Below are 15,134 nucleotides of genomic sequence, written 5' to 3'. Positions count from 1 at the left end.
ATCCCCTATTGCATTACCTAGGTTTCTTGTAAAAGCATTAAATTATAAAACTACTCAAGGATTTAAATTAACTAATTAATAATTAATTTTAGAATGATAATTAAACGGTATCACATGATTCACTTTCCATATTTCATTCGTTTGCTTCTAATTTTGCAAATCACTTTATTTTGTTTTACTCTAAATGCCCAGATTGTAAAACGAAACACCAGTTCAACTGTTCCACATTATATTCCGGATTTAGAAATACAATTGAGTGTAATTTTTGAAGGTAAAATCAAAGTAAATGGTGAACAAATCAATTCCTATTCTTTATCATGGAAAGATACAATAGGAACATTCAATGATTTCCCCGATCAAAATCGTCCCTATGAATTACAAGTAGTAGTGAGGGATAAAGATACCATTGTAGGGCGCTACACTGGTCTCAGTACGCAAATGAGACATTGTGCTATACTCACAAACGCTGAAAAAGTAGAGGTGTTTTTCATGATAAGACGAAATCTATTTTTCCAGAATAAACCTGTTGTAACCTCCAATTCAGAGGGTAACAGACAAGGAGTTACTATTCCTAAAGTAAACCTTGGAGGCCATTTTTCAACCAGTTTATCAAATCAAGAATACACACCCATTGAAATTCAATTAGAAAAAGATAGTCAGAACATTGTAAGTCATTATGACAAAAAGAATATCATCCTCAAGGGAAATGAATCTATAGTAGATTTATATTATCAAAATAAAGGGGCTTTGAATCCCGATCCTATGCCTAGATTTGGTCCTAGCTATAAAAATGTGATGCCATTAAATAGGTATTTACTTCATCCTAAAATCGGTAAAATTAAGAAAGGAAAGAGGTGGCTTTTCTTTAAAGGCGTTAAAAAATGTGCCTATGTTGATTTCAAAGTAGTTGATCCACATTTAAATTACCTCCTCAAAAACGGTCAAAAAATCACGGGTAAACAATTGATTAAAAACAAAAAATTAGATCCTGATTTTATTGACTTCAATCAGTTTCAACGTTTATACAATAGCTTACCTTATTAATTAAAAATCAGCACTTTCAACTATATTTAATTTGTGTTGTAAAAACTATTTCATTAAACGAGAATGTTAATCACATGCTATATTTTCTTAACTTTAAAATTCGAAATATAAACAGCTTTGATTTTAATTTATTATTAACTCAATCAAGATGAACAAATCCCTTATTTTCATTCCGCTTTTATTCCTTGCAGCATGTGGTGATCAAAAGTCTTCTCAAGAAGAAACAGAAAGCACTGGATATATGAAAACGGTTTACGCTCAATGTAATAATCCTGACATACTTGAAGTTGAAACCACGATTGATGGCTACATTGAAGTTGAGTATTTATGTGAAGGTAAAAGATATGAAGTTGGAATTCTTGATGATGAAATGTTATTTTTAGAAAGTAATGCGAGTCAAACAGAAGTACCTTTTGGAAAAATAAAAGAGAAATTATCAAAAAAATACGAAGGTTGGAAATTGGAAGAGTTTTCGAAAGTAAAAACCAATGACACATCATACATCAAAGTTGAGATTTTTAAAGAAGGCATTGAACAAAATATTTACTTCACCAATGATGGAGAAAAGTATAAGGTAAAAACACCAAACAAAGACCATCACATCGATTATGCTGCCATAGAAGAAAGTGAATCCTTTCAAGTGGAAAATTATAACTTTTATCAGCCTGACAGTATATATGAAATGCCCGATATCTTGAGAGAAATTTCTGGAATTACACGCTCAGATCACAATAGTGTTTATGCGATTCAAGATGAGTTGGGTGTTATTTTTGAATATAATTTTGATCAACGAAAAATCACTCAAACCATTAGATTTACTGATGTTGGAGATTTCGAGGATATTGCAAGAATGGATGATTTACTTTATGTTTTAAGAAGTGATGGGAATATTTTTGTGAATAATCTAAAAACCAAAACTTTAGCATTTGAACGCATGATTCAAACCAATTCTTTAGATATTGAAGGATTATTCTATCAAAATGACTCTTTGTATTTGGTTTGCAAAGGGCCATCTTTCGACAAGCCAGAATCTTCGAGGATGATTTACAAAACGAGCGCAAATCGTTTTATCAAACCAACACCCTATTTGGAAATAAAAATCCCAGAATTGCGAAAATATATTTCGGAACATTATCCTGAAATCAACAGCGTGAATTTACAATTTAATCCTTCCGCAATTGCCAGACATCCAATTACAGGAAGTTTGTTTATTCTTTCTGCTGAAGACCAAATGATTTCAATTTATCAGAATAAGAAGTTAATCAATGTTATCCCACTTTCGCCAGAAGTTTACTATAAACCAGAAGGATTAGAGTTTCATGAAAATGGCGATTTATTGATTTCCACAGAAGGTGATAAAAAAGGAATCAACATGGCTTCAATATTCTATCTAAAATATAGATAAATATTATAAAATCAGAGATAGAAATAACAATCAACACCTTAAGAAGATTCAAATAAAGAATTCTGAAACTCAACTTTTCCATCAACAAAATAAAGAAATGTCAAATTTAAAAATAGAAATCGCTCAATGGTTTGAAAATTCTAAAAAGGCATTACATAACACAGACCGTTTCTCTAATGAGGAAATTCAAACTATTCAAAAGGAAATACTAAAAAGAGAAGCAATAGTTGATCAATTCAAATTTAAAACAAACAATACTTCTAAAATCATCTCAGATTTTGAAGGCTCTTACAACATTATTGGGTTTAATCAAGATGAAGAACATGGTCGATATTTTGGATTCTTACATATTGCTAAAATAAGTGATATAAGAGTACATGCAGAATGGGTGATCAATGGCGAACAAATACAAAAAGGAAGTGGGTTTTATCATGGTGACACACTCGTTGTCAACTTCTTTTATGAAGGAGAAGCTGAATTTAAAGGAGAACTTTTCAAAGGCGTTGTCGTTTATAAACTTTTAAATAACGAAATCCTTCATGGTTTTTGGTCAGAAAAACACGGTAATGATCAATTCCTCGGTTTTGAAGAGGGAAGAAAGTTAGATAAGACAGAAACAATTTGGCATCAAGCTACAATGAATTAATTAAGTTTTAAAAATTACCATTTAAAGAATCATATTTGAAGGTTTTTTATTTCTTGTCAACTATAATTACATTTTAATGAATTCCATTTCAATGCTTTCTTTCAATTTCCGTACTTTTGCAAAATGCTTTATGCAATTACAGATTTAGAAACAACGGGAGGAAGTATCAAGAATTCTAAAATTACAGAAATCTCCATTTTCCTAACAGACGGTTATGAGATTATTGATGAATTTACTTCTCTTGTAAATCCTGAAAGACCTATTCCCTACTTCATTTCTCAGCTTACCGGAATTAATGATGAAATGGTGGATTCAGCGCCTAAGTTTTATGAAATCGCGAAGGAAATTATTGAATTTATTGGTGACGCTATTTTTGTGGCACACAACGTTGGATTTGATTACAATGTTTTACGCAGTGAATACCGCTCATTAGGCTACGAATTCAGAAAGGAATATTTATGTACCGTTAAATCTTCTCGTCAAATTATTCCTGGGCATGCCTCCTACAGTTTGGGGAAACTTACAAACGAGTTAGGGATTAGTTTGGTGGGAAGACACCGAGCGCGTGGCGATGCTTTGGCTACAGTGGAACTCTTTCATTTATTGGTAGAAACGGATAATAATAAATTAGAGACAAACATTCAGTCTGATTTAATTCCAAAACACTTGCATCCTGGACTAGATTACCATGTAATTGAAGATTTACCCAAAGACATCGGAATTTATCGTTTTTATGACGAACACAATAAGTTAATCTACATTGGAAAAAGTAAGAACATTCGGAGTCGGGTTCAACAACATTTAAAAAACACAAAATCTAAAAAGGCCATCAACATGTCTAAAGAAATTGTACGTGTTGAATATGAATTAACAGGTTCTGAAACAATTGCCCTTATTCATGAATCAAACCTTATAAAAAAATACAAACCACCCTTCAACCGTCAATTGAGAAAGGATAAGTTCCCTTATGGATTATTTACTTTTGAGGATGGAAATGCTTATATCAATTTGCATTTAGATTTAATTAAAAATAGAAATACACCGCCAATCACAACTTTTTTCAATAAAAAAGAAGGTGTCAATTTTCTAGAGAATGCTGTTATCAATCATCAATTATGTAAAAAGCTTGTTGGTCTTTACCCTACAAAAACAGCATGTTTTCAATACCACACGAAAGAATGTAAAGGGGCGTGTATTGGAGAAGAAAGTCCAGCCGAATACAATCTTCGAGTCGAAGAATTATTGAATAGAATGAATTTCGAATTGGATAACTTTTTCATTGTAGATCGCGGAAGAAATCAAATGGAATTGGGATTAATCCTCATAGAAAAAGGAACCTTCATTGGATTTGGCTATTTATCAAAACAAAATGATGATGGAAGTATTAAAAATTGGAAGGAATGCATTGACCACTATCCGGAAGACAGAGACATTCGAATGATCATCAGTCGCATGGTAAGGATTGGTAAAGGAATTGAGATTCGGAAATTTTAAGAATCAAATACGGAATAGTTAATTACGAAATAGTCAATTACGAATAGTTTACTTCCCTAAAAAGGGTTGATCTTTTTGGTTTTTATAATGAATGTAAAATTAAAAATTGCGTTAACACCGTTTTTAATTTTACATTATTCATTTTTCATTTTATACCTTTCATTCCCGGGATAAATTTTCAAATGAAACGCTCCATTTTCCAAAACACCGTAAGTATAGTATTTTAACCAATCTCCTAAATTGTAATACTTGCTTTTTTCACCAACCTCCATCGCGATAGGTAAGTGTCTGTGACCAAATATAAAATAGTCGTAATGTTCTTTTTCTAGAATTTCTTTGGCGTAAATTGCAAGCCATTCGTTTTCTTCACCAAGGAATTTCTCATCAGAGTCTCCTGCTTTTGCCCTACTTGAACGTGAAAAATAATCAGCGACTCCAATTCCAAAGTTTGGATGTAAACGTGCAAAACACCATTGAAAGAATTTATTCGCGAAAACTTTCTTGATAAATTTATATCCATGATCTCCTGGACCTAATCCATCCCCATGACCAATATAAATTTTCTTTCCTTGTGCTTCAAATGAAATAGGTTCGCGATGCATTTTAATTCCCAATTCTTTTTCATGGTAACCAAACATCCACATGTCGTGATTTCCTGTAAAAAAATGAACCTCTATTCCATTATCGGTAAGTTCTGCGATTTTTCCTTGCAAGCGAACAAATCCTTTTGGAACAGCATGCTTATATTCAAACCAGAAATCAAAAATATCTCCTACAAGATATATAGCTTCCGCGTCTTTGCTTACCTCATCGAGCCATCGAACAATCAATTTCTCTCTTTTCAGACTAGCTTCGTATGTTGGAACACCCAAATGAAAATCTGAGGCGAAGTATATTTTTTTACCCGATGTTGGCATGCTTAGATGACTTAATTCTCAAAAATTTCTTTTAACTTTTCTCCTAGTGCCTCACCTCTAAAGTTTGTACCAATCACCTTTCCTTCACGGTCAATGAGCACTGTAAATGGAATTGAAGAAACTTTATAGTCTTTTCCTGCTGATGATCTCCATCCTTGTAAATCAGAAACGTGACCATCCCAAATTAGATTATCTTGGGCAATAGCTGCTTCCCATTTATCGATGTCTTTATCTAAAGAAACAGAAAACACTTCAAATCCTTGCTCATTATATTGCTTATATAATTTCACAACATTTGGGTTCTCACGACGACAAGGTCCACACCATGCAGCCCAAAAGTCGAGTAAAACAACTTTTCCTTTGTAATCTGATAATCTTAAAGTATCGCCTTCTGGATTAGGTAAAGCAATTTCTTTAGCTTGATCTCCAGGAGCTATTGGCATGTTTTTAATTCTCTTTTGTTTGTTCACCTCAAATTCTGCTTGAATTCTTTTGATGGTTGGACTTTCTCCAAAACTATTTCCCAATTGCTTTACAATAGATTCATACAACTCGAATTCTTGATCAGTATTTACGGAAGGAATTACCCCTATCAGTGCTGGTGAATCTCCATTCTGACGAATAAATAATTCTCTCTGCCCCATAAAGGCTTGGTAAACCGGTTGAAAATCTTGTTGAATTTGTTTCTGTTGAGATTTATTGGCCTGCAAATATTTATTAGCCGAATCAAGCTTAGCTTTATATGCTGTGTTGATACGCACAAAATCTAACAAGGCTGTACTCGATGGCGAGCCTATAATATTTGTGTGTTGCAGTAAGTTTGAACCATCTCCATATATTTTCAACGTGTCTTCCCCCTGGTAAATAAAGTTTACTCCTTGGTTATCCTCTAAGCTTAAAACGTAAAAATCATGACTTGGAAGTTCTACAGATTTCTCAAAGAAGCCTTTTTCATCCAAAGAGATATGTTCAACAACGGTGTTTTGTTTTCCGTCATTTTGTACCAATTTAAGGGTATCACTTTCTGTATTAAAAATCTGACCTTTCAATAAAAGCGTCTCTTTCTCTTGTGTAAATCCTAATGTCGTAAGTAGTGTAAATACCAGTAATGTGAATGTACGTATCATATTATTGTGTTGTTTATTTTCCGAATAATTCTTGCAATTTTCTTTCCAAACCTGGACCTCTTAGTTTTTCTGCGATAACTTTACCATCAGGATCTATGAGTACAGTATGAGGTATACCATTGAATTGATATTTTTGAATTAAGTCTGTATCCCAACCTGTCAATTCACTCACGTGATAATCCCAAATTAAGCCATCAGCATCAATTGCTTTTTTCCATTTCTCCTTGTCTTTATCTAAAGAAACGCTGAAAATTTCAAATTTATCTCCTTTGTATTTATTGTAAAGTCTAACCACATTAGGATTCTCAACGCGACAAGGTCCACACCATGAAGCCCAAAAATCAATCAAAACATATTTTCCTCTTAAATCAGAAAGATTCATTGTTTCTCCTTCAGGATTTGGTAATGAAATTTCTGGAGCAATATTATTCTCCTTAAAGTCCTTATAATCTTTATACCCTTGTTCCAATTGTGCTACCTGACTTCCTATATTGGCTGTCATTGGGTGTCCTGGATAACTTTCTTCATATGCCTTGTGAACCTCTTTCAACATTTTAAGATTCTCAATATCATAATTATCGTATCCCATCATTGGCATTAGGTTGGTCATCAACAAAATATGTGCTGGATTATCTGGATCATTTTTAATTTCCTCAACAATATAAGCATCCATTGGTGCTTTTTTCTCCATCACCATTTTCATCAAATCTTCTTGCTTGTATTGCTGTGGATTTACAATTGACATTTGCCAATCGATATACTTATTCATCTCAGTCATATACCCATTTAATGGCTCAGCCCATTCCGTTCCACTGTACTCAACTGATCTATTAAAATCATTGAAATTGAGTGTTAACGAAAGCTCATCATCAGGAGTTAAGGTCAGTGGAATAACCTTAGGTTCTTGATTTTCCTTCAATCTTTCAGCAAGACGAAGTTGATACAAGCCCATTCCTTCGATAGCTCCTTTTAGAGTAAAATTACCATCAGCATCTGTAGTCACTTTATTAATCACAATTGTACCTCTGTCAGTATTGGCTTCTAGAACTAAAGTAGCTTTAGCTCCATTTTTCAACACTCCATTAATCGTTACATTTGGTACTTCATTAGGGTCTTTCATTAAGTTCCCTGATGTATTTTCTTGTGAGGTTGAAGTTTCAACTGCCGAATCGTCATTGGTTTTCACTTCATTTTCTTCTGAGCTACATGCCATAAAGCTTGCACTCAATAAAAGGACATAAATACTTTTTTTAATCATACTAATTTTCTTCTAAAAGTTGACGCATCAGTTTATTTGCTGATTTTGGGTCGGCTTTTCCACCTGATGCTTTCATTACTTGACCCATAAAGAATCCTACCAATTGCTTCTCTCCGTTTTTATAACGTTCAGCTTCGGCAGGGTGTTGTTTTATTACCTCTTTAATTACCGCAGAAATTGAATCTTCATCACTATCTTGAATTAAATTTAACTCTTCAGCAATTTTCTTTGGTGATTCATTTGGCTGCTCCAATAAAACAGGAAACAACTTTTGACCAGCTACAGAGTTTGAAACAAGTCCATTGTCGATAAGTTCTATCAATTCTGCTAATTTCCCTGGTTGAATAGGAAATTCTTCGATCGTCGCACCACGCTGGTTAAGGTAAGAACGAACTTCTCCGTTCATCCAGTTGGAAGCAGATTTATAGTTTTTTGTATATTTAATTAATTCTTCAAAGTACTCCGCAAATGGTTTTGTTGAAATAATATTGTTTGCATCATATTCTGAAAGTTTTAATTCTTTCGTGTATTTTTCAAAAAGTGCTTTAGGTAAAACTGGCATTTCAGCTCTTATGGCATCAATCTGATCTTGCGAAACATGTAAAGGTTGTAAATCTGGCTCCGGGAAGAAACGGTAATCATTTGCATCTTCTTTCGTACGCATAGAAATTGTTCTTAAATTCACGGCGTCAAAAGAGCGTGTTTCTTGTGCAATTTCTTCTCCATTTTCAATCGCTTCAATGTGACGATCAATTTCAAAATTAATGGCGCGTTGAACATTTCGCATAGAGTTCATGTTTTTCACCTCTACTCTACGACCAAATTCTTTTGAACCTTTCTTACGCACCGAAACATTGGCATCACAACGTAAGTTACCTTCTTCCATGTTACCGTCACAAATTTCTAGGTAACGCACCAATTGACGAATTTCTGTTAGGTAAACATAAGCTTCGTCACCACTGCGCATATCTGGTTCTGTTACGATTTCCAACAAAGGAGTTCCTGCACGATTTAAATCAACAAGAGAATCATAAACATCCACATCGTGAATACTTTTCCCTGTATCTTCCTCCATATGGATACGCGTGATTCCAACGTGCTTAACCGTACCATCTTCCATTTTAAGGTCGATAAAACCATTTGCACATATTGGCGTTTTATCTTGTGTAATCTGATATCCTTTCGGTAAATCAGGGTAATAATAATTCTTACGATCGAAATGCTGGTTCTCTGCAATTTCACAATTCAATGCTAAACCAAGTTTAATTGCATATTCAATCGTTTTCTTATTCATTTTTGGCAAAGTACCTGGGTGCCCCAATGTAATTGCACTAATATTTGTATTTGGTCGCGCACCATACTCATTTGCATCACTTGAATACGCTTTGGTTTTTGTTAACATTTGGGCATGGACCTCTAGCCCAATTACCGCTTCATACGTTGCTTTTACCTCCTCTGATACCATCTTTTCTAAAAAATGTGTTTAAACTCTAGCAATTAATTCTTTAATAATTTTTGTCATTTTTGGCTCTTGACGCTTTGCAACATCAATTACATCTTGGGCTGTTACTTTTACAATTTTACCCTCAACACCTAAGTCTGTTACGATCGAAACCGCAAAACAAGGAATATCCATATGGCGTGCCACAATAATTTCAGGAACTGTTGACATTCCCACTGCGTCTGCACCTAGAATATTAATCATCTTATATTCTGCTGGCGTTTCCAAAGTCGGTCCAGTTAATCCTGCATAAACTCCTTTTGCAATACGAATATCCAATTCACCAGCAATTTTCTCAGCCAATTCAATCATTTCAACATCGTAAGCATCACTCATATCAGGAAAACGAGGTCCTAACTCATCGTGATTTTTTCCAATTAATGGATTCCCAGGGAACAAATTAATGTGGTCGTTAATCAACATAATTTCTCCTATTTCGAAATCTGGATTTACTCCTCCTGATGCATTACTTACCATCAAACGCTCAATGCCCAATGCTTTCATGACACGAACAGGGAATGTACATTGTTGTAAAGTATAACCTTCATAAAAATGAAAACGACCTTGCATGGCCATTACATTCTTTCCTCCCAATTGACCAAAAATCAATCGTCCGCTATGTCCCTCAACTGTTGAAACAGGAAAATGTGGAATGTCTTCGTAAGAAATCTTATTTGTAATTTCTATTTCATCGACCAATCCTCCTAATCCAGTTCCTAGTATTACACCAATTTGTGGTTTAACTTCAGTTTGAGATTGAAGATATTTTACTGCTTCATTGATTTGATTTAACATAGCTATATATTTTCTTTAATAATTTTGATTCATCATCTATCTTCACTGTCATTTCTTGGAAGTACCAAGGATAATCAGCAAGTTTTGTTTTCAAAGCTGAATTCAATAATCTCACCGCATCTTTTTCTGTGGTTACAATCATTTTTTCAGCAGAGACAAAGGTATCAAATAATTTGTGAATTTTCTCAATATCCTTAATTGTGTAATCGTGGTGATCTCCAAACTTTAAATGCGTCACTTTTGAAGTTAATTCTAAATGCTCAATTAAGGGTTGTGGATTTCCAATTCCAGTGACCAACAACACTTCTTCTGACGCCTTTTTAACAGCCTTTGTTTGTAAGGAAATCATAGCCCCATAGGCAATTTCAGAAAAGAAAACCGGAACACTATTCGGCATACCTAAACCTTTAATGAAGCTATCTTTTTGGCGTTGTTCAAGCGACTGAGGAGATTTGGTGACAATTACAACATCAGCACGTTTTTTTCCTGACCTAAACTCTCTTAATCGTCCAGCAGGCAACACAAAATCCCTAAAAAAAGGCTTGTTGTATTCTGTCAGTAAAATATTACAATCTCTATGGATGTATCGGTGTTGATAGGCATCGTCGAGAACTACAACCTCTGTTTCTGGATGATTTTGCAATAATTGTTGTGCTCCTTCAACGCGTTTTTCACAGACTGCTACATTGATTTTTCCATCAAATTTTTGAGCATAATTCAAGGCTTCATCCCCTACTTGAGTCACCTCTGCGCTTGACAAAACTTCAACAAATCCTTTGGATTTCCTTCCATAACCTCTCGATAAAGCAGCAGTTTTAAATTGTTGTGATAAGCTTCTCAATAAGTATTCAACGTGTGGAGTTTTCCCTGTCCCTCCTACAGATAAATTTCCAACTGAAATCACAGCAGAATCAACCTTCATTACTGGCTTGATATTTCGATCAAAAAGCCAATTTCGAATAGCCATGATTAAGCCATAAATTAAAGAAAATGGAAATAAAATTATGCGGAGTAAAAACATTGTGATAAAAATAGGAAATTTGAAGGTTTCAAGAAGTAATATTCGATGTTTTTAAGAATTAAGAAAAAAAACTTAGTAAGCTCATTAATTCACCTTAAATGGAAAATCATACAACATATTCCCTACAGATCAATACTAAACAAACCTGGCCTGCCAATATTTATATGTATTCACTTCTCCTGATTCCATTTTCACATCAAAAGTGAGTTGATAAACCTCTTCTATTTCGAAATCTACTTTTTTTCGAAAAATTGGTCCATCATAAACGAAAGTATGAAATTCTCCATTCTCTCCGCAAACATCAACCTCTTTTGGTAAATCCGCTATCAATGTTTGATTAATATCTCTTCCTACAAAAGACTTTCCTAATTTATCTCCTTGTATTGTTACAATCTTGGCTTTTAAACCAGATGCTAAAAATGCTTGAATTGTTTCTTCTGGTGATTGTCCCCAAATTGGTTCTACCACTTCAATTCCGTGTGGATTTAATTTACTTTCTCTGTACGTTTTGATTTCGTCAAGATACAAGTCTCCGAAAATAAAATGTTGAACATCTTTTGTTTTAAAATGCCTAACTACTTCCATCATTTTACGTTCATAATCTCCCGGAGATTTATCGATCATCACAGGATACAGGGGAATTCCAATACTTTCTGCTTGCTTTTTTATAAATGAAATTGGAACAGAATGACCAGATGAACTTTCATCAATTTCATTAAAAGTTGTCAGTAAAGCAATGACATCAAATTGATTTTCTTCAAGCACTTTATGAAGAGCTAATGCAGAATCTTTTCCTCCACTCCAATTAAAAACAGCATTTGGTTTGTGTTGCATAATTTTCTATTTGAGGTAAAATTAGAATTTAAATAAATACAAACCAATAATGAGGATTCGAAACAAATTTGTCAAAATTATGTCAAAAAATAAGCAACGTTTTAAAAACCAGGATCGTTAGTATTTTTAAACACTACAACTTTAATTTATGGAAACTACAACTATAAAATCTCTTTTATTTTTTTTAATCTTTGGAGTAAATGCAATAGCGCAATCTTATTGTACTCCATCCACAGTAAATTCCGGAAGCCAATTCTATTATTTCAAGTCCATAAATGCTGAAACAGATCTCCTTTACACCTCAAGTACAACTCCTCCCGGAGGTCATGAAGATGCCACTACACTTCTTTTTGAATCTTATGAAACTCAGACCATTGATTTCAAATATTATTTTTATGGACTTAATCCCACTGTAAACATTTGGATAGACTGGAATAATGATTATACATTTGACGCATCTGAGCACATTGTTTCGTTGACAGGTTATTCTATTTATACTTATAGCTACACAATACCACAAGGAACCTTACCAGGTAATTATCGCGTAAGAGTTCGAGGAGAAGCAAATGGAAATCCTCCGTCGTGTGGATCTATCAACACAGGTGCATCAGCTGATTTTAATCTAACTATTTTATCACCACCAAGCTGTATACCTCCTAACTTTTTAACTGTAAATAACGCCACTACAGGTTTTGCGGATTTTAGTTGGACAGATTTTAACAATGCATCTGAATGGCAAATTGAATATGTAGATTTAGGGATGCCACTAGGATCAGGAAATAGAATTTCTAATATAACAAATAATAATTACTTAGTCCCTGTTACTCCCGGAGAAGAATATGACTTTTATGTTCGTTCAATTTGTAATATTGGAGATACAAGCATTTGGGTAGGTCCGATTAGTTATCAATACTGTATTGGTTATGGTTATTCTACCTCACGATACTTAAGTATTATAAATTCTGAAGGCGCGTTCAGTGATATTAATTACAATACAAGCACAAATCCAACTGATGGATATGCGAATGAAACAAGTCAAACTTTTGAAGCTTACGAAGGGCAAAGTTTCGAAATTTTGACAGCCTTTAATAATTCACCTAGTGATGTAAAAATATGGATAGATTGGAATGGGAACCTCACTTTTGACCAATCAGAATTAATAAGCGACGAATCTAACAGTGCGCTGATAACACATGACATCACAGTCCCCAATGGAACACCAATAGGTGACTATAGAGTAAGAATTCGTGGTAAAGAATCTTCAACAACCAGTCTCACAACATGTGGAGATTTTACATATGGCTCGACAGTCGATTTTAATCTATCAGTAATCCCTCAACCAAATTGTTTAAGACCAACTGATATTGTTGCAAGTTCAGCAAGTCCAAATAGTGTGGACATTGGATGGACTGATCCAAACGGGGCAAGTGAATGGGAGATTCGATATGGTGACCATGGATTTGTTCCATCCCCATTTTACACGTTTACTCAATCAGTGGTCAACACTAATCCATTTACTTTAAACATAACGCCTGGTGAAGAATATGACTTTTATGTTCGTTCAATTTGTGGACCTGGTGATACAAGCAGTTGGTCTGGACCATTTGAATACAGATATTGTGATCCATATTCCTTGTCTAATTCAAGATTCATTTCTTCTGTTAATTCAATGGGGGCTTTGGACAATATATCATTTTCAACATTTACTCCACCACAAAATGGCTATTCAGATGAAACTTCACAAAACTTCACTTCTTTCGAAGATCAATCATTCTTTATATCCACTGATTTTTTCGGAGGATTTTGTGCCGTTAATCTATGGGTAGATTGGAACAAAAATAGAGCCTTTGAACCTTCTGAACTTATGGGAACTGATAATGGACCATCATCCAATAAAACCTTCTTGATCACAGTGCCAAATGGTGTAAACATTGATGATTACAGAATGAGAATACGTGGGGAGAAATCACAAGGTACACCTCCTCCTAGTTGTGGTCTTATTAGCTCAGGATCAAGTATTGATTTTCAACTTTCAATTGTCCAAGAACCAACATGTGCAACTTCAACAAATTTAATGTCCAATCATATAGAACAAACAGCAATTGAGATTGGTTGGACGAGTACTGGAGCGGCCAACTATTGGAACATTGAGTATGGACCAACTGGATTTACCCAAGGTTCTGGAGTTACAATGCTTGATTCAGTCAATTCAAATCCATATTTGATTACAGGATTAACGCCAAATGAAAGCTACGACTTTTATATTCAATCTGAGTGCGGAATTAATCAAAGTACATGGACCGGTCCATTTACCTTTTCAACATTGGCGTGTCCAACAATTATAGAACCAGATGTACACGAAGCTTGTGAAAGTTTTACATGGATTGATGGAAATACTTATACTAGTTCAAACAATTCAGCAACTTATACTTTTATTGAAGGCGCTTCAAACGGATGTGATTCAACTTTGATATTGGATTTGACAATTCATCATGAAAACGATGCTGGAAGTAATAATTCAATTTATGCTTGTATCAATGAACCTATAGACTTAGATACCTTAACCAATGCTTCATCACCTGGTGAATGGTTTGATGAATCTTTTAATCCACTCGGACAATCAGTAATTACAACACCATCAATTGATGACGTCATTAAATATTATCGAATTATTTCTGAAGGATCATGTGAAGCTGACACCGCTCATGTTTACATTGAAGTAGAAGGAAACTGTGATTATTTATCTAACACTCAAGATAAATTGATAGAACTCTCTGTGTTTCCAAATCCAGCGAAAGATCAAATTACAATTTTAAATCCTTCTCAAATTGCAGAGTTAAAGATAGAAATGATAGACATGAATGGTCGTGTAATTCTAGTTGAAAATCAAATATTGAATAATGTTGAAAAAGCGACTATTAACATTCATAAATTCGAAAATGGTATTTACACACTGAATATCTACAACACTGAAAATCAAAAAACATTCAAGATTGTAAAATTATAATGAAAAGAAGGTTTCAGGAAAGGTAAAAGTGAATAATTCAACAACCACTTTTAGCTTTCCATTCAGTTTTAACATTGAATATTTA

The 15,134-nt window shown here is 34.0% G+C and carries 12 protein-coding genes; 5 read left to right on the top strand and 7 right to left on the bottom strand.

All coding sequences use genetic code 11. The features are described 5' to 3' along the window. Positions 1-114 precede the first annotated feature (114 nt). From DXU93_RS10135 to DXU93_RS10120, 4 genes are all read left to right on the top strand, one after another. A complete protein-coding gene (locus DXU93_RS10135) occupies positions 115-1,044 on the top strand; it encodes a hypothetical protein (protein WP_116881176.1) in 930 nt (309 codons plus the stop codon). 148 nt (positions 1,045-1,192) lie between these two features. Beyond that, the gene (locus DXU93_RS10130) at positions 1,193-2,449 is read left to right on the top strand and encodes a hypothetical protein (protein WP_116881175.1); all 1,257 of its coding nucleotides are present in this window, start codon (positions 1,193-1,195) and stop codon (positions 2,447-2,449) included. Between the two features lie 97 nt (positions 2,450-2,546). Continuing rightward, positions 2,547-3,095 (top strand): hypothetical protein, encoded by a 549-nt coding sequence (locus DXU93_RS10125; RefSeq protein ID WP_240623451.1) that lies wholly within the window; start codon positions 2,547-2,549, stop codon positions 3,093-3,095. Positions 3,096-3,218: 123 nt separating this feature from the next. Further along, positions 3,219-4,589, top strand: a complete 1,371-nt coding sequence (locus DXU93_RS10120) for an exonuclease domain-containing protein (protein ID WP_116881174.1) — start codon at positions 3,219-3,221, stop codon at positions 4,587-4,589. A 134-nt stretch (positions 4,590-4,723) separates the two neighbouring features. On the opposite strand, the gene DXU93_RS10115 is transcribed toward DXU93_RS10120, so the two are convergent. The 7 genes from DXU93_RS10115 to DXU93_RS10085 form a co-directional block, all read right to left on the bottom strand. Next, the gene (locus DXU93_RS10115; RefSeq protein ID WP_116881173.1) at positions 4,724-5,506 is read right to left on the bottom strand and encodes a UDP-2,3-diacylglucosamine diphosphatase; all 783 of its coding nucleotides are present in this window, start codon (positions 5,504-5,506) and stop codon (positions 4,724-4,726) included. Positions 5,507-5,517: 11 nt separating this feature from the next. Continuing rightward, positions 5,518-6,633, bottom strand: coding sequence for a TlpA family protein disulfide reductase (locus DXU93_RS10110; protein ID WP_116881172.1), 1,116 nt, complete (start codon positions 6,631-6,633; stop codon positions 5,518-5,520). A gap of 13 nt (positions 6,634-6,646) precedes the next feature. Continuing rightward, positions 6,647-7,891: a TlpA family protein disulfide reductase gene (locus DXU93_RS10105; protein WP_116881171.1), complete on the bottom strand. Its 1,245-nt coding sequence runs from the start codon at positions 7,889-7,891 to the stop codon at positions 6,647-6,649. Position 7,892: 1 nt separating this feature from the next. Further along, positions 7,893-9,356 (bottom strand): Asp-tRNA(Asn)/Glu-tRNA(Gln) amidotransferase subunit GatB, encoded by a 1,464-nt coding sequence (gene gatB, locus DXU93_RS10100; RefSeq protein WP_116881170.1) that lies wholly within the window; start codon positions 9,354-9,356, stop codon positions 7,893-7,895. Between the two features lie 18 nt (positions 9,357-9,374). Beyond that, positions 9,375-10,187 carry a purine-nucleoside phosphorylase gene (locus DXU93_RS10095; RefSeq protein WP_116881169.1) on the bottom strand — a complete coding sequence of 271 codons (813 nt, stop codon included), beginning with the start codon at positions 10,185-10,187 and terminating at the stop codon, positions 9,375-9,377. Beyond that, complete coding sequence (gene lpxK / locus DXU93_RS10090) at positions 10,168-11,208, bottom strand: tetraacyldisaccharide 4'-kinase (RefSeq protein ID WP_116881168.1); 1,041 nt, start codon at positions 11,206-11,208, stop codon at positions 10,168-10,170. Before lpxK ends, DXU93_RS10095 begins: the two co-directional genes overlap by 20 nt. A gap of 135 nt (positions 11,209-11,343) precedes the next feature. Continuing rightward, on the bottom strand, positions 11,344-12,042 hold the full coding sequence (locus DXU93_RS10085; RefSeq protein WP_116881167.1) for a Dph6-related ATP pyrophosphatase: 699 nt from the start codon (positions 12,040-12,042) through the stop codon (positions 11,344-11,346). Between the two features lie 148 nt (positions 12,043-12,190). Here DXU93_RS10085 and DXU93_RS10080 point away from each other — a divergent pair, with 148 nt between their 5' ends. Further along, complete coding sequence (locus DXU93_RS10080; RefSeq protein ID WP_116881166.1) at positions 12,191-15,049, top strand: GEVED domain-containing protein; 2,859 nt, start codon at positions 12,191-12,193, stop codon at positions 15,047-15,049. The last annotated feature ends 85 nt before the right edge of the window (positions 15,050-15,134 follow it).

It is taken from the genome of Brumimicrobium aurantiacum, from assembly GCF_003402975.1.
GTDB lineage: Bacteria > Bacteroidota > Bacteroidia > Flavobacteriales_D > Crocinitomicaceae > Brumimicrobium > Brumimicrobium aurantiacum.
Note: the sequence above shows the minus strand (reverse complement) of the source record. Positions and strands in the feature narration are given on the sequence as shown.